A 15,178-nucleotide genomic window follows, 5' to 3' on the forward strand; every position below is an offset into this window, starting at 1 on the left:
GAAAATGGCGAGAGTATCCGTTAAAGACGGGTGATGTTCAACATGTCACTTGACAGACTGATCTGAACGCCTGTTCCCCACAGCGGATCTCTTCGCAGGTCTTCAGATACCTTGTACTTGCCTGCAATCGACACCAGTTCGGCGCTCAGTTGCTGACAGAAAATCCGCGCCTTGGTGTTGCCTTTATGGCCGGCAAGCGCTCGGCCACGCATTGGCCCGTAAACATGGATGTTGCCATCGGCCATAAGTTCCGCGCCCGGGCTTACAGAGGCTATAACCACCAGGTCACAACCCTCGGCATACACTGTTTGACCACCGCGTACGGGGCTGGTGATGATTTTGGTTGGTTTGATGGTCGGCTCAGGCGGTTTTTCAGGTTTTTTCGGCGCGACGACTTCGACGGGGTCAATCGGTCGTTCACGAGCCCCTGAAGGCGGAAGGACGGGCAGGTCAATGGCGATGGCCGCTGCGATGTCTTCAATACGGTTGGCGCGAACTGCCAGGGTACGCAGGCCATGCTGACGGCACACGCGCATCAGCCCCGGCAAATCGATAGCCCCTTCGCCGGCGGGCAATTTGTCCAGCGCCAGGACGAGCGGGGTGTTACTGAAAAAATTAGGCGCCTGGGCCACTTTGGCCGCCAGTTGACGGTCAAGGGCCTCAAGGTCGTTGTGCGCCAGTTCCAGCACCGTAATGGCGAGCATACTGCCCTTTAACTGGAACACAGGGGCTTGGTCTTGCGATTCGGTTTGGCTCATGGTTGCTTAACGCGACTTGTCACTTAAAGTGCTGAGACTTATAACGAGAACGCCCGCAAGCCGCAAGCCGGGTCGAACGATGTAGAATGCCCGACCCTTGTGTCTGTCCGGAATCATTAATGGATCGCCCGCGTTTTCGTGCTGCTTTTTTTCATCCGCGCTTCTGGCTGCTATGGCTGGGGCTGGGCGTGCTGTGGTTGGTTGTTCAACTGCCTTATAAAGTACAACTGTGTATCGGCCGTGGGCTGGGTGCGTTGATGTACCGGGTGGCCGGTGATCGCCGACGCATTGCGTCGCGCAACCTGGAGCTGTGTTTCCCCGAAAAAACCGCCGCCGAGCGCAAACAGTTGCTCAAGGACAACTTTGCCTCTACCGGTATCGCGTTTTTCGAGATGGCCATGAGTTGGTGGTGGTCCAAGCCTCGACTGGCGAAACTGGCCCATGTCGAAGGGCTGGAGCATCTCAAACAGGCTCAGATGGAGGGCAAGGGCGTCATCCTGATGGCCTTCCACTTCACCACCCTGGAGATTGGCGCCGCCCTGCTGGGTCAGCAGCACACCATTGATGGCATGTATCGCGAGCATAAAAACCCGTTGTTCGACTTCATTCAGCGTCGTGGGCGTGAGCGGCACAACGTCGATTCCCTGGCGGTTGAGCGCGATGACGTGCGCGGCATGCTCAAGTTGCTGCGCTCCGGCCGGGCCATCTGGTATGCACCCGATCAGGACTACGGCGCCAAGCAAAGTATCTTTGTGCCGTTGTTCGGCATTGAGGCGGCCACGGTTACCGCAACCAGCAAATTTGCCAAACTGGGCAAAGCTCAGGTTGTACCCTTTACTCAACAACGACTGGCTGATGGCAGTGGGTACAAGTTGGTCATTCATCCTCCCCTGAAGGATTTCCCCGGAGACAGCGATGAGGCTGATTGCCTGCGAATCAATCAATGGGTCGAGCGGGCGGTGCGTGAGTGCCCCGAGCAATACCTGTGGGCCCATCGCCGCTTCAAGACCCGTCCACCGGGCGAGCCCAAGCTGTACGACAAGCGCGGCTGAGGTCATTCGCTGTACGGCCTGCCCGCAGTGACGACAGTCGAGCCGGTCACGGGCCTGATCCTGTCTGGCGGTGGAGCGCGGGCGGCCTATCAGGTGGGGGTGCTGGCAGCGATTGCCGAGTTGCTGCCTGCGGGTGCGCCGAACCCGTTCCCCGTGATCGTCGGCACCTCTGCGGGGGCGATCAACGCGGTGAGCCTGGCCAGCGGTGCGATGGACTTCACCCGTGCGGTCGAGCACCTGACCGCCTTCTGGCAGGGCTTTGAAAGCCACCGGGTATTGCGTAGCGACTGGCCGGGGGTATTGCGTCAAGCCAGTCGATTCGTGGGGCACAGCCTGCTCGGGCTGGGCTCTCATGTCCCGGTGGCACTGCTCAACAGTTCGCCCCTGCGCGATCTGCTCCAGGACAAAATCAACTTTCCCGGCATTGAACAGGCGATTGCCGAGCAGCACCTGCGGGCAGTTGCGGTCACCGCGTTCGGTTATTCGTCCAGCCAGGCGGTGACCTTTTATCAAGGCAAGGGCACGATCGAGGGCTGGCTGCGGCATCGGCGCATCGGTACGCCCACGGCGTTGACGGTAGAGCATTTGTTAGCCAGTTCGGCGATTCCGCTGCTGTTTGCCCCGATCAAGATTGGCGAAGAGTACTTTGGCGACGGTGCCGTGCGCCAATCAGCCCCCATCAGCCCGGCGCTGCACTTGGGCGCCAACCGGGTGCTTGTGGTGGGGGTAAGCGGCAATCCGCGAGGGCCGGACACGCAAGAGGGTCAGCTGCGTTACTACAACGCTCAACAGCCGACCTTGGCGCAAATCGGCGGTCATATGCTCAACAGCACGTTTATCGACAGTCTGGAGAGCGATATCGAACTGCTGGAGCGCCTGAACCACTTCAGCCGCTTGCTGCCCAGACAAACCGACAACCTTGGCCTGTCACCCGTAGAGGTGTTGGTGATCGCGCCGAGCCAGCCCATAGACGAAATTGCAGCCCGCCATCGACATGAACTGCCCGCAGCGTTACGCATGTTCCTGAGAGGGCCCGGTGCGACCAAAACCAGTGGCGCAGGGGTACTGAGTTATTTGCTGTTCGAGGCTGGCTATTGCCGGGAGCTGATCGAGCTTGGACGTCGTGACGCCATGGCCAAGCGTGATGCATTGGGAGAGTTTTTGCGGGTTTAAGCGGTCGGATCTATAGCCGCTGCCGAAGGCTGCGATAAAGCCCGCAAGGGCCTTTCACGCAACATTCAGGAGAACGGGTTGCTACGCAACTCTTCGCAGCCTGCGGCAGCGACTACGGGGTTTGCATACAGGGCTACTCTGCAATCTGCAATTTACGCGCTTCGGTGTAGATGTAGCGCAGCTTGTCGTACTCAAACGGCGAGTCGAACTGGCCATAGCGGAAGCTGGTGTTGTAGCGCTTATCGATGGCGCCCAGTACCCAGATTTCCGGATGGCGGGTACTTTCGTGAGGCACATTCAGGAAGTTGATCTGCTGATTGACGCCAAAATCGACGGCAAGGCCGGTGGTGTCACGCAGGTTCGACGGCCCTAAGATCGGCAGCATCAGATAGGCGCCGCCCGGTACACCATAAAAGCCCAGGGTCTGACCAAAGTCTTCGCTCTGACGGGGCAGGCCCATGGCTGTTGCCGGGTCCCACAGGCCGCCTACGCCCAGCGTGGTGTTCAACAGCAAGCGCCCTGTGGTCTCCAGCGAGCGGTGACCCTTGAGCTGCAGCAGGCTGTTGAACAGGTTTGGCACATCGCCCAGGTTGCTGAAAAAGTTACTCACGCCAGTACGCAGAAAGCTCGGGGTGACGTAACGATAGCCATTGACCACAGGCAGGAATACCCACTGATCAAAGCGGTAGTTGAAGTGGTAAATCCGGCGGTTGAGCGGCTCCAGGGGGTCATAGATGCTCAATGCGTTCATGGTAGCGCGTTCAAACTCGCGCTGGTCCAGGCCCGGATTGAAGTTCAGCAGTTTCAACGGCTGGGTGAAGCCGTCGACATCTGGCGTGAGCTCCGTGTGAGCCTTGCTGTTATCTGCTTGGGCGAAGCCTGCGCCGAGCAGGGCGGCAAGAAGCAATAATTGTTTAGCCACGGAAGAACTCCAGCATATCGTCAGCGTTGACACGGTAGTTGAGATTGCCGCAGTGGCCACCATACGGGTAAACCGTCAGGCGGTTACCGAAGGTTTTACGCAGGAACCCAAGATCGCCAGGCCCCAGGATAATGTCGTCGGCGTTATGCATGACGGCAATTTTAGGGCTGTCTTTCAGATAATCCTTGAGCGCGTACAGACTGACTTGGTCAATCAGTTGCAGGAGGCTGCCGCCATCGGTTTTGGCGCGCCACATCGGAATCACCTGCTCAGTCAGGTAGCAGTCGAAATCACACTGCAACGAGCGCTTGAGGAACGGCGTAAGGCTGGTGCCTTCGGTAATCGGGTAATTGGGCGGTGTAATCAGGCCGCGGCGATTGATCAGGTCCGAGGTGAATACGATGTCTGCCGACGAGAAGCGGAATACGGTGCCGATCAGCATCGCCATCTGCTCGTTGGTCAGGCGCTCCTTGGAATTTTGCAGGTCGTAGACCAGGGCTGCATTGAGGTCTACGTGGCCTTTGTCCTGAAAGTAGCGGGTCAGCTTGCCCAGTACCAGTTCGTAGAACGTCGTGTTGTTGTTGATGCCCTTAACCTCTGTTTGCACCAGCTTGTCGAGGTTGCTGATGGAGGTGAAGAGGTTGACCGGGGGATTGAGCATCAACACTTTCTTGAAGTTGAAGCTCTTGCGGGTTTCATCCAGATGGCTGACGAATGCTGCATCCAGCGCTCCCAGGCTGTAACCAGCCAGGTAGTAGTCGGTCACCGGGACGTTGGCCTGCTGGGCGCGTACGGCTTGCATCACGTGATACAGGTCCTCGGCGTCGTACTGGCTAATGCCAGGTGTGGCCAGGCGCGAAGCCGCACTCATGAAGTCGTAGCTGGTCGGTGATGACAGCTGCACTACGTGATAACCCTCTTGGTAGAAGAGTTTTTTCAGGTACTCGTTGAGGCTGCTGTCGTACGCCGCCCCCGTGCCGGCAATCAGAAACATCAGCGGTGCCGGGTGATCCTGTTTGGCCATGCGGTAGGTCAGCTTTTTCACGGCCCAAAAGTTGGCGGGCAGCGTGAATTCGCGCTCGGGGCGCAGGCTGAGGGTGTAATCCGATTGTTTGATGTCCTCTTCGTCGGGCAGCAGCGGGCGCATTTGCGGCGGAGTGGTGGCAATCGTGGCTTCAAACGGATTCGTGATCGGGTAGCCATAAGTTGCGGGATCGACATCGACCGCTTGTGCGGACGCACTCAAAATAAGGCCGCCGAGTAAGGCAGCGAGGGGCAGAGAACGTAGCATGAAGACTATCCCTAAGAAGGTGCGCAAAAGATTCGCAGGCTATGACCACAGGGCTTGTGCTGAAGTGCCATACCGCGGCACTAAAAAACCCTAAAGAGTCCCGAAAAGGCGAAAAGCCACTCAAGATACACGCTGAATGACTTTAGTTAACAGATATCTGATTGCAAGGCTTGCATAGCCAAGGATGGGGATTAAGCTGAGCGCCGCTTTTGTCTATCGGAGTATTTATGCGACCTCGTTTGCCGTTAATCTTGCTGCTTATCGCCCTGCCTGTATGGCTGGCAGCCAGTTATGGGTTGCGTTACGGCTTGATGGAAGACCCGCAGTGGGTCGGGACGTGTGTTGCTGAGGCGGTGCGCTGGGAGTGCCAACTGCGCTCAAACCTGGGGTTGTTGATTCATTTCAGGGTGCTGGGTTGGGTTGCGCTGGTGCTGTCGATTATCGCGTTTTGTGTACGTGGGCGCGTCGGCAATGCGCTGGCGGTGCTGGCTTTGTTATTCGGCTTTCCGGCGCTGGCGCTCTACAACGCCAGCCTGGCAGTGTTTGCCGTGGTGATCGCCGGGTTGCGACTGGTGCGTGCAGCGAAGTAAGAAGCCGCAATGTGGGAGCAGTGAAGTGAGAGCGAACCTGCTCGCGAAGGCATCAGCGCGGTCTGCCTGACAGATCGCATCGCCAGAATCGCGGGCAAGCCCGGCTCCCACAAGGTGGGGCGTTACGCTTTTTGTCGCACGCTACGCCACAACGCAATGACCATCAGTACGCTCACCAATGCCCATGTCCAGGCTTGCTCGTTGTTCAGGCCTTCACGGTACAACTGCAGCGGTATGCCCGCGCCGATGATCAGTGCCAGCAGGCCGAATTCGCGGCGTGGCCCGCGTACAGGGCGCAGCAGGTAAACCAGTGCGGGCAGTATCAGTGCTGCACTCGGGAAGCTGCGATAGCGTGGCTCAAACACCAGTCCCAGCATCATCACAGCACCGGCAAACCCTGCCGCTGCCAACCACCAGCCAGCATGGCGCTCCAGCAAATTAAACAGGCGTTCGCGCCAGCCTTCTTTCTGGCCAAGGGCCAATGCGGCGTGGGCCATTACCATCAGGTTCAGGCCAACCAACAGGCCAGCCCAGGCCCATTCTCCGGCGTAGCGGCTGGTGACAGAGGCCAGCTCGGCCCAAGCCACGATGCTGCAACCCGCCAAGGCACCGAGTGCTGGCAGCAGCAAGGCTGAGCGTGGCGCGCGAACGCGCCCGCCCATCACCAGCGTGCTCAAGAAAACCAGTACGCCCAACCCCAGCCAGACAGGCCAGTGCGGCAGATTAGACACTGGGCCAGCCAGAATGCCTTTGTCCTGGCGGTCAGCATCAAACAAGCCCCAGTAACCACCAACAGCACCTTCGCTGCCGCGCTTCCAGGGTTGATCGAACGCTTCGATCAGGTTGTATTTCCAGCCGTTTTCTTCGGCCTGGGTGACAAAACCGCGAATGAATTTGGCTTCGTTGACCCGGCTAGGCAGGGCGGTTTCGCGTTGGCGGCCTTCGCTGGGCCAGCCGGTCTCGCCGATCAGAATGTCTTTGGGGGCAAACTTGTTACCGAACACCTGGCGAATTTGTGCGACATGGTTCACCGCCTGATCAATGCCTGCTGGGTCATCCTCCCAATAAGGCAGCAGGTGAATGGTCAGAAAGTCCACTGCCGGGGCGATTTCAGGGTGTTGTAGCCAAAATTCCCAAACGTCGGCGTAAGTCACGGGCTGCTTGATCTGGCTTTTTACCGTGTTGATCAGTTTGACCAGTTGCGGTGCGGTGACTTCTTTGCGCAGCAAGGCTTCGTTGCCGACGATGACCGAACTGACCACGTCCGGGTTGGCATTGGCCGAGGCGATCAGGGCGTCGACTTCCTGTGCGGTGGCAACCGGATCGCTGCTGACCCAGGCTCCGATCATCAATTTAAGACCGTGCTTGCGTGCAAGATCTGGCAGGCCTTCAAGGCCGGCCTGCGAATAGGTTCGAATGCACTGGAAGCGGGTGGCCAGCAATGCCAGGTCCGCGTCCATGCGTTCGGCACGAGGTACGAAAGGCTGGTCGAACGGCGATTGGTCCTTGTCGAACGGCGTGTACGACGCGCATTGCAGTTTATGGGTCGGTGTTGCGGCATCGGGCAATATCACCGGTTGGCCAAGGCCATACCAGAAGCCAGCAATGGCAAACACGCCCAGTAAGCAGGCAAGGAGATAAGGCAGCACGGGGAAGCGGGCAGTCGCAGACATGGTCAGGCCGTATGGGAGCAAAGCCGCGCATCTTACCTGCAATTGAGCGGGCCCAGCGCCTCCGTATAATTTTGACATGCAAAGTTCAGGCAGCCATCTGGACAAACTTCGCGGGTATCTAATTGGGTGTGGCCACAATGTCGCTGCTGGTTGTATGGGGGTCGTCGTCAGAGCAGGACGGCAAGCAGTCGAGGTTGATTATCGGGTGCAGGTGACTATGGGGTGTAAGCCTTGTAGGCACGTTGATGTGGTCCGGCACTCGTCGGGCCCGGCACTGTGGGGAATCAAAGATGAAGATGCGACGCCTTTTGAGCGCGGGAGCAACCTTGGTGCTAGCGATGAGTGCAGGGTTGGCATGCGCCGAGAGCAAGCCGACCCTGAATATTGGTTATGTGGATGGCTGGTCCGACAGCGTGGCGACCACTCATGTGGCGGCGCAGGTCATTAAACAGAAGCTGGGTTATGACGTGAAATTGATGCCGGTCGCCACCGGGATCATGTGGCAGGGCGTTGCTACGGGCAAGCTGGACGCCATGTTGTCTGCCTGGTTGCCGGTCACTCATGGCGAGTACTGGGCCAAGAATAAGGACAAGGTCGTTGATTACGGGCCGAACTTTAAAGACGCGAAAATTGGCCTCATCGTCCCTGATTATGTGAAAGCCCAGTCCATTGCCGACTTGAAGGGTAGCGACGAATTTAAAAATAAAATTATCGGCATTGATGCCGGGTCGGGTGTGATGCTCAAAACCGATGAGGCCATCAAGGACTACGATCTGAACGGCTACAAGTTGCAAGCCAGTTCCGGAGCTGCCATGACTTCGGAGTTGGGTCGCGCGTATGCCAAAAAAGAACCCATTGCTGTCACGGGTTGGGTGCCGCACTGGATGTTTGCCAAGTGGAAACTGCGTTTTCTAGAGGATCCTAAAGGCGTGTATGGCGCTGCAGAAACCGTCAATAGCATCGGTAGCAAAGAGTTGAGTAAAAAAGCGCCGGAAGTTGTCGCGTTTCTGGAAAAATTTTCCTGGAACTCAAAAGATGAAATTGGTGAAGTAATGTTGGCAATTCAAGAGGGGGCTAAGCCTGAAGCTGCGGCCAAAGAGTGGGTTGCCAAGCACCCAGAGCGTGTTGCCGAGTGGACCGCTAAATAATCGCGAAGCGTCTAGCTCGCAGCACACAAGACCGCTTGATGTTTTCATCAGGCGGTTTTTGCTTTTTTACAGTTTGATGCTTAGGTGCACCGTCCTTGCAGACTAGGTAACACGCGGGCTGCAGCAGATTTTGGGCTCTACTACTAAAGTCGTCTGGAATTGAATGTGCGGCGCCCTAATAGTGAAAACGTTACATCTCATCTGTGCTGCGAGGACAAAAATAATGAACGACAGCATTTACCTCTCGATTCAAAACAGCCCGCGCTTCAAGGAGCTGGTTAAAAAAAGAGAGCGGTTCGCCTGGATTCTCTCGGCAATCATGCTCGGTCTATATGCCGCCTTTATCCTGTTGATTGCTTATGGGTCACACATCATGGGGGCCAAGTTGAGTCCCGATTCTTCTATTACCTGGGGTATTCCGATTGGTGTGGGGTTGATTCTTTCAGCCTTCGTTCTGACCGGTATCTATGTGCGTCGGGCCAATGGCGAATTCGATGAGTTGAACAATGCAATTCTCAAGGAGGCTGGGCAATGATCGGGCGCCTATTGGCAACACTGGGCGTTGCAGCCCTTGCACCAGCGGTCTTGGCGGCAGAGGCCCTGACTGGCGAAGTGCAGAAACAACCGCTCAATATCTCGGCGATCATCATGTTCGTCGTGTTTGTTGGTGCGACCCTGTGCATTACATATTGGGCCTCAAAGCGTAACAAGTCTGCTGCCGACTACTATGCCGCTGGCGGCAAAATCACTGGCTTCCAGAACGGCCTGGCGATTGCGGGTGACTATATGTCTGCCGCCTCTTTCCTGGGTATTTCCGCGCTGGTTTACACCTCTGGCTACGATGGTCTGATCTATTCGATCGGCTTTCTGGTGGGGTGGCCTATCATCTTGTTCCTGATCGCAGAACGTCTGCGTAACCTGGGCAAGTACACCTTTGCTGACGTTGCCTCGTACCGTTTGGGTCAAACCCAGATCCGCTCGCTGTCGGCGTGCGGTTCGCTGGTAGTGGTGGCGTTCTACCTCATCGCGCAGATGGTAGGTGCTGGCAAGCTGATCCAGCTGCTGTTCGGCCTGGACTACCACGTTGCGGTGATTCTGGTAGGTATTCTGATGTGCATGTACGTGTTGTTCGGCGGCATGCTGGCAACCACGTGGGTACAGATCATCAAAGCGGTGATGTTGTTGTCGGGTGCGACGTTCATGGCCGTGATGGTAATGAAGCACGTTAACTTTGACTTCAATGCGTTGTTTGCCGAAGCAGTGAAAATTCACCCTAAAGGTGAAGCGATCATGAGCCCGGGCGGCCTGGTGAAAGATCCGATTTCGGCCTTCTCTCTTGGTCTGGCGCTGATGTTTGGTACTGCCGGCCTGCCTCATATCTTGATGCGCTTCTTCACCGTGAGCGATGCGAAAGAAGCACGCAAGAGCGTGTTCTACGCAACTGGCTTCATTGGTTACTTCTACATCCTGACGTTCATCATCGGTTTTGGCGCGATCATTCTGGTAAGTACCAACCCTGCCTTCAAAGACGCTGCTGGCGCCTTGCTGGGTGGTAACAACATGGCGGCCGTGCATCTGGCTGATGCGGTTGGCGGCAGTATGTTCCTGGGCTTTATCTCGGCCGTAGCCTTCGCCACTATCCTGGCGGTCGTTGCAGGTCTGACCCTGGCCGGTGCCTCGGCGGTGTCTCATGACCTTTATGCAAGCGTGATCAAGAAGGGCAAGGCCAACGACAAGGATGAGATTCGCGTTTCCAAGATCACGACCATTGCCCTGGCGGTACTGGCGATTGGCTTGGGTATCCTGTTCGAAAGCCAGAACATCGCATTCATGGTGGGCCTGGCGTTCTCCATAGCTGCGAGCTGCAACTTCCCTGTATTGCTGCTTTCCATGTACTGGAAGAATCTGACCACTCGAGGCGCCATGATTGGCGGCTGGATGGGTCTGATCAGCGCGGTTGGCTTGATGATCCTGGGCCCAACCATCTGGGTGCAGATCTTGCATCATGAAAAAGCAATCTTCCCTTACGAGTACCCAGCACTGTTCTCCATGATCATTGCGTTCGCGGGTATCTGGTTCTTCTCTATTACTGACAAGTCCAAGGCAGCAGAGAAAGAGCGTGCGTTGTTCTTCCCGCAGTTTGTGCGTTCGCAGACTGGTTTGGGGGCGAGTGGGGCGGTAGATCACTAATCCGCTGTAAACGTAATGTGTAACCTAATCCCCCTGCCGTGAGGCAGGGGGATTTTTTTTGTGCGCCCTAGCGACAGTGCGTGAAATGCGTAGCAGCTGCCTCATTCCTTCGATAGCTGCTACAAAATAGGCGTACAAAACAAAAACGGCCTCTATATATAGAGGCCGTTTTGTTTGCAGCTAAGACTATATCGTGGGATATGCCTTACTTGCGGTCTTCCAGGTTGGTCAGGTCACGCTGCTCGTAACCGGTGTACAGCTGGCGCGGACGGCCAATCTTGTACGGGCTGGAGAGCATTTCTTTCCAGTGCGAGATCCAGCCGACTGTACGCGACAGGGCGAAGATCACGGTGAACATGCTGGTTGGAATGCCGATTGCCTTGAGGATGATCCCCGAGTAGAAGTCGACGTTCGGGTACAGCGAGCGCTCGATGAAGTACGGGTCGGTCAGGGCGATCTCTTCCAGGCGCATGGCCAGTTCGAGTTGCGGATCGTTCTGGATGCCCAGTTCCTTAAGCACTTCGTCGCAGGTCTTTTTCATCACGGTGGCGCGTGGGTCGCGGTTTTTGTAAACCCGGTGACCAAAGCCCATCAGTTTGAACGGATCGTTTTTGTCCTTGGCCTTGGCGATGAACGTGTCGATGTTCGAAACATCGCCAATTTCGTCGAGCATGGTCAGCACCGCTTCGTTTGCGCCGCCGTGGGCAGGGCCCCACAGTGCGGCGATACCGGCGGCAATACAGGCGAACGGGTTGGCACCCGAAGAGCCCGCCAGGCGCACGGTAGAGGTCGAAGCATTCTGTTCGTGGTCAGCGTGCAGGATAAAGATCTTATCCATTGCCTTGGCCAGTACCGGGCTGATCGGTTTGATCTCGCACGGCGTGTTGAACATCATGTGCAGGAAGTTTTCGGCGTAGGTCAGGTCGTTACGCGGGTACATCATGGGTTGACCCATGGAGTACTTGTAAACCATCGCCGCCAGGGTAGGCATCTTGGCAACCAGACGGATCGCGGAAATTTCGCGATGCTGCGGGTTATTGATGTCCAGGGAGTCGTGGTAGAAGGCCGAGAGGGCGCCGACTACACCGCACATGACCGCCATCGGGTGGGCGTCACGACGGAAGCCGTTGAAGAAAGTCTTCAACTGCTCGTGAACCATTGTGTGGTTCTTCACGGTGCTGACAAATTGAGCCTTCTGCTCTGCGGTCGGCAGTTCGCCGTTCAGCAGCAGGTAAGCGGTCTCAAGGTAGTCAGAGTGTTCAGCCAGCTGTTCAATCGGGTAGCCGCGGTGGAGCAGGATACCGTTGTCACCATCAATATAGGTGATCTTCGACTCGCAAGATGCGGTCGACATGAAGCCAGGGTCAAATGTGAATCGGCCCGTAGCCGTTAGGCCTCGCACATCGATTACATCGGGACCCACGGTGCCAGTTAAAATGGGCAGCTCGACGGGGGCTGCGCCCTCGATGATCAACTGCGCTTTTTTGTCAGCCATGTGGCCTCCTATTTATGCTTGAAATCATCAGACAGACCCCCCACGCAGGGCCCGCACCACTATAGTGAGATAAATTTGAATGTCAATTTGCCTAAAGTCTTGCTGTACAAGGCTTTGGGGAGTCATTTTTCGCGAATATCCCTGCCGTTTACGCCTTTTATAGCCAGAGCGCAATGCGCTATTAGGGGGAGGTCTTTGCGTTGTCATTAGCGACCTAACTGTCTATACTCGGCAGCCGACCGCCAGGGGCTTTTGGGCCTGTTTAGATGGGGGTCGTCACTCCCGGGTGGTGGGTACCTGACCAGTGCGCATCCCAACAAACTTGCCCTGATTGTTAGGGGCTCTTCAGTGTGAAAAAAGCCGTGAATAGCCAACGACCTGTAAACCTAGACCTAAGGACCATCAAACTCCCCATCACCGGCGTTACGTCATTTCTGCACCGTGTATCGGGCATTATTCTTTTTCTCGGCCTGGGCATCATGCTTTATGCATTGAGCAAATCCCTGGGTTCGGAAGAAGGCTATGCCGAGGTGAAGGCATGCTTGACCAGTCCTCTGGCCAAATTCGTTGCGTGGGGCCTGCTCTCTGCCTTGCTGTATCACCTGGTTGCCGGTGTGCGCCACTTGATTATGGACATGGGCATCGGTGAGACGCTTGAAGGCGGCCGACTGGGCTCGAAAATTGTAATCGTCATTTCCGTGGTGATGATTGTTCTGGCGGGAGTTTGGATATGGTAACCAGCGTTACGAACCTGTCGCGTTCGGGCCTCTATGACTGGATGGCACAACGTGTGTCTGCGGTTGTTCTAGCGGCTTATTTCATTTTCCTGATCGGATACCTCGTTGCGAACCCTGGCATTGGCTACGCCCAATGGCATGAGCTGTTCGCAAGCAACTGGATGCGTATCTTCAGCCTGCTGGCCCTTGTTGCTCTGGGCGCACACGCCTGGGTAGGCATGTGGACCATCGCGACCGACTACCTGACGCCAATGGCGCTGGGCAAGTCCGCGACAGCAGTACGTTTCCTCTTCCAGGCAGTCTGCGGCGTTGCAATGTTCGCTTACTTCGTCTGGGGTGTGCAGATTCTTTGGGGTATCTGATTCATGGCTAACACAGTTAATACACTTTCGTTCGACGCCATCATTATTGGCGGCGGCGGTGCTGGCATGCGCGCTGCTCTGCAGCTGGCACAAGGTGGTCACAAGACTGCCGTAATCACCAAGGTTTTCCCGACTCGTTCGCACACCGTATCGGCTCAGGGCGGTATTACCTGCGCGATCGCCTCTGCAGATCCGAACGATGACTGGCGCTGGCACATGTACGATACCGTCAAGGGTTCCGACTACATCGGTGACCAAGACGCTATCGAATACATGTGTTCCGTAGGCCCAGAAGCCGTATACGAACTTGAACACATGGGTATGCCGTTCTCCCGTACCGAACAGGGCCGCATCTACCAGCGTCCGTTCGGCGGTCAGTCCAAGGACTTCGGTAAAGGCGGCCAGGCTGCCCGTACGTGCGCCGCAGCCGACCGTACCGGTCACGCGCTGTTGCACACCCTGTACCAAGCCAACCTGAAGGCCGGCACTGTATTCCTGAACGAATACTACGGTGTCGATCTGGTTAAGAACGAAGCTGGCGACTTTGTCGGCATGATCGTTATCTGCATCGAAACCGGTGAAACTTCGTACGTTCGCGCTAACGCTACTGTATTGGCGACTGGCGGTGCAGGTCGTATCTACTCTTCGACTACCAACGCCCTGATCAACACCGGTGACGGTATTGGCATGGCGCTGCGTGCTGGCGTGCCGGTACAGGACATCGAAATGTGGCAGTTCCACCCAACCGGTATTGCCGGCGCCGGTGTACTGGTTACAGAAGGTTGCCGTGGAGAAGGTGGATACCTGATCAACAAGCACGGCGAGCGTTTCATGGAGCGTTATGCTCCGAACGCCAAAGACCTTGCTGGTCGTGACGTAGTCGCTCGCTCGATGGTTAAAGAAATCATCGCGGGCAACGGTTGCGGTCCTGATGGCGACCACGTAATGCTGAAACTCGATCACTTGGGTGAAGAAGTTCTGCACAGCCGTCTGCCAGGCATCATGGAACTGTCCAAGACTTTCGCTCACGTCGACCCTGCCGTAGCGCCGATTCCGGTAGTGCCTACTTGCCACTATATGATGGGCGGCGTAGCCACCAACATTCATGGCCAGGCGATCACTCAGGACGCCGACGGCGTTGACCAGATCATCCCGGGCTTGTTCGCAGTGGGTGAAGTGGCCTGCGTATCGGTACACGGTGCCAACCGTCTGGGCGGCAACTCGTTGCTCGATCTGGTGGTATTCGGTCGCGCTGCAGGCCTGTTCCTTGAACAAACCCTGAAAGAAGGCGTTGATTACGCCCGTCCTCGCCAGTCCGACATCGATGCTGCCCTGGCACGTCTGGATGGCCTGAACTCGCGTAATGATGGCGAAGACGTAGCTACCCTGCGTAAAGAGCTGCAAAGCTGCATGCAGAACTACTTCGGTGTATTCCGTACTGGCGAATACATGCAGAAGGGTATTGCCCAGCTGGCTGATCTGCGCAAGCGCATTGCCAACGTGAAAATCAACGATAAGAGCCAGGCGTTCAACACTGCTCGTATCGAAGCCCTTGAGCTGCAAAACCTGCTCGAAGTGGCTGAAGCGACTGCAATCGCTGCTGAAGTTCGTAAAGAATCGCGCGGTGCCCACGCCCGTGAAGATTTCGAAGATCGTGACGACGTTAACTGGCTGTGCCACACCCTGTACTTCCCGGGTGAAAAGCGCGTTGCCAAGCGAGCTGTAAACTTCTCGCCAAAAACCGTCCCGACCTTTGAACCCATGATTCGGACTTACTAAGGGTGGCC

Annotated in this window: 14 protein-coding genes; 9 read left to right on the top strand and 5 right to left on the bottom strand. The window is 56.5% G+C overall.

Annotated elements, in window-relative coordinates:
- Positions 1–20: 20 nt before the first annotated feature.
- Positions 21–758 (bottom strand): septum site-determining protein MinC, encoded by a 738-nt coding sequence (minC, locus tag RGV06_RS22495; RefSeq protein ID WP_019828575.1) that lies wholly within the window; start codon positions 756–758, stop codon positions 21–23.
- A 119-nt stretch (positions 759–877) separates the two neighbouring features.
- Between minC and RGV06_RS22500 the strand changes: the two genes are divergently transcribed.
- Together RGV06_RS22500 and RGV06_RS22505 are read left to right on the top strand one after the other, a co-directional pair.
- Positions 878–1,810: a lipid A biosynthesis lauroyl acyltransferase gene (locus RGV06_RS22500; protein WP_019828574.1), complete on the top strand. Its 933-nt coding sequence runs from the start codon at positions 878–880 to the stop codon at positions 1,808–1,810.
- A 27-nt stretch (positions 1,811–1,837) separates the two neighbouring features.
- The gene (locus tag RGV06_RS22505; protein ID WP_048350840.1) at positions 1,838–2,983 is read left to right on the top strand and encodes a patatin-like phospholipase family protein; all 1,146 of its coding nucleotides are present in this window, start codon (positions 1,838–1,840) and stop codon (positions 2,981–2,983) included.
- A gap of 133 nt (positions 2,984–3,116) precedes the next feature.
- Here RGV06_RS22505 and RGV06_RS22510 read toward each other — a convergent pair whose 3' ends face one another.
- Together RGV06_RS22510 and RGV06_RS22515 are read right to left on the bottom strand one after the other, a co-directional pair.
- On the bottom strand, positions 3,117–3,905 hold the full coding sequence (locus RGV06_RS22510; protein WP_019828572.1) for a VacJ family lipoprotein: 789 nt from the start codon (positions 3,903–3,905) through the stop codon (positions 3,117–3,119).
- Positions 3,898–5,196 carry a lipoprotein gene (locus RGV06_RS22515; RefSeq protein WP_019828571.1) on the bottom strand — a complete coding sequence of 433 codons (1,299 nt, stop codon included), beginning with the start codon at positions 5,194–5,196 and terminating at the stop codon, positions 3,898–3,900. Before RGV06_RS22515 ends, RGV06_RS22510 begins: the two co-directional genes overlap by 8 nt.
- A gap of 227 nt (positions 5,197–5,423) precedes the next feature.
- Between RGV06_RS22515 and RGV06_RS22520 the strand changes: the two genes are divergently transcribed.
- Positions 5,424–5,786 carry a hypothetical protein gene (locus RGV06_RS22520; protein WP_046809573.1) on the top strand — a complete coding sequence of 121 codons (363 nt, stop codon included), beginning with the start codon at positions 5,424–5,426 and terminating at the stop codon, positions 5,784–5,786.
- Between the two features lie 122 nt (positions 5,787–5,908).
- Here RGV06_RS22520 and RGV06_RS22525 read toward each other — a convergent pair whose 3' ends face one another.
- On the bottom strand, positions 5,909–7,459 hold the full coding sequence (locus RGV06_RS22525; protein ID WP_046809574.1) for a beta-1,6-glucan synthase: 1,551 nt from the start codon (positions 7,457–7,459) through the stop codon (positions 5,909–5,911).
- Between the two features lie 290 nt (positions 7,460–7,749).
- On the opposite strand from RGV06_RS22525, the gene RGV06_RS22530 reads away from it, so the two are divergent.
- The 3 genes from RGV06_RS22530 (at position 7,750) to RGV06_RS22540 (ending at position 10,797) form a co-directional block, all read left to right on the top strand.
- Positions 7,750–8,607 (top strand): glycine betaine ABC transporter substrate-binding protein, encoded by an 858-nt coding sequence (locus tag RGV06_RS22530; RefSeq protein ID WP_322151463.1) that lies wholly within the window; start codon positions 7,750–7,752, stop codon positions 8,605–8,607.
- A 223-nt stretch (positions 8,608–8,830) separates the two neighbouring features.
- On the top strand, positions 8,831–9,142 hold the full coding sequence (locus RGV06_RS22535; RefSeq protein ID WP_019828567.1) for a DUF485 domain-containing protein: 312 nt from the start codon (positions 8,831–8,833) through the stop codon (positions 9,140–9,142).
- A complete protein-coding gene (locus RGV06_RS22540; RefSeq protein ID WP_019828566.1) occupies positions 9,139–10,797 on the top strand; it encodes a cation acetate symporter in 1,659 nt (552 codons plus the stop codon). Before RGV06_RS22535 ends, RGV06_RS22540 begins: the two co-directional genes overlap by 4 nt.
- Before the next feature lie 205 nt (positions 10,798–11,002).
- Here the strand turns inward: RGV06_RS22540 and gltA are convergent, their stop codons facing one another.
- Positions 11,003–12,292, bottom strand: a complete 1,290-nt coding sequence (gene gltA / locus RGV06_RS22545; RefSeq protein WP_019828565.1) for a citrate synthase — start codon at positions 12,290–12,292, stop codon at positions 11,003–11,005.
- 350 nt (positions 12,293–12,642) lie between these two features.
- On the opposite strand from gltA, the gene sdhC reads away from it, so the two are divergent.
- Genes sdhC through sdhA form a run of 3 tightly spaced genes read left to right on the top strand, consistent with a single transcriptional unit; the run spans position 12,643 to position 15,170 of the window.
- Positions 12,643–13,029, top strand: a complete 387-nt coding sequence (sdhC, locus tag RGV06_RS22550) for a succinate dehydrogenase, cytochrome b556 subunit (RefSeq protein WP_019828563.1) — start codon at positions 12,643–12,645, stop codon at positions 13,027–13,029.
- On the top strand, positions 13,023–13,391 hold the full coding sequence (sdhD, locus tag RGV06_RS22555; RefSeq protein ID WP_003446906.1) for a succinate dehydrogenase, hydrophobic membrane anchor protein: 369 nt from the start codon (positions 13,023–13,025) through the stop codon (positions 13,389–13,391). The genes sdhC and sdhD overlap by 7 nt, the downstream gene beginning before the upstream one ends.
- Positions 13,392–13,394: 3 nt before the next feature.
- Positions 13,395–15,170 carry a succinate dehydrogenase flavoprotein subunit gene (gene sdhA, locus RGV06_RS22560; protein ID WP_019828561.1) on the top strand — a complete coding sequence of 592 codons (1,776 nt, stop codon included), beginning with the start codon at positions 13,395–13,397 and terminating at the stop codon, positions 15,168–15,170.
- Positions 15,171–15,178: the final 8 nt, after the last annotated feature.

Origin of the sequence: Pseudomonas sp. CCI3.1 (assembly GCF_034313985.1) — a bacterium.
Classification (GTDB): Bacteria; Pseudomonadota; Gammaproteobacteria; order Pseudomonadales; family Pseudomonadaceae; genus Aquipseudomonas; species Aquipseudomonas psychrophila.

Excerpts from the sequence above, each read along its gene's own strand:
- minC (WP_019828575.1), bottom strand. The coding sequence starts at position 758 with ATGAGCCAAACCGAATCGCAAGACCAAGCCCCTGTGTTCCAGTTAAAG.
- RGV06_RS22500 (WP_019828574.1), top strand. The coding sequence starts at position 878 with ATGGATCGCCCGCGTTTTCGTGCTGCTTTTTTTCATCCGCGCTTCTGG.
- RGV06_RS22515 (WP_019828571.1), bottom strand. The coding sequence starts at position 5,196 with ATGCTACGTTCTCTGCCCCTCGCTGCCTTACTCGGCGGCCTTATTTTG.
- RGV06_RS22520 (WP_046809573.1), top strand. The coding sequence starts at position 5,424 with ATGCGACCTCGTTTGCCGTTAATCTTGCTGCTTATCGCCCTGCCTGTA.
- RGV06_RS22525 (WP_046809574.1), bottom strand. The coding sequence starts at position 7,459 with ATGTCTGCGACTGCCCGCTTCCCCGTGCTGCCTTATCTCCTTGCCTGC.
- RGV06_RS22530 (WP_322151463.1), top strand. The coding sequence starts at position 7,750 with ATGAAGATGCGACGCCTTTTGAGCGCGGGAGCAACCTTGGTGCTAGCG.
- RGV06_RS22535 (WP_019828567.1), top strand. The coding sequence starts at position 8,831 with ATGAACGACAGCATTTACCTCTCGATTCAAAACAGCCCGCGCTTCAAG.
- RGV06_RS22540 (WP_019828566.1), top strand. The coding sequence starts at position 9,139 with ATGATCGGGCGCCTATTGGCAACACTGGGCGTTGCAGCCCTTGCACCA.
- gltA (WP_019828565.1), bottom strand. The coding sequence starts at position 12,292 with ATGGCTGACAAAAAAGCGCAGTTGATCATCGAGGGCGCAGCCCCCGTC.
- sdhD (WP_003446906.1), top strand. The coding sequence starts at position 13,023 with ATGGTAACCAGCGTTACGAACCTGTCGCGTTCGGGCCTCTATGACTGG.
- sdhA (WP_019828561.1), top strand. The coding sequence starts at position 13,395 with ATGGCTAACACAGTTAATACACTTTCGTTCGACGCCATCATTATTGGC.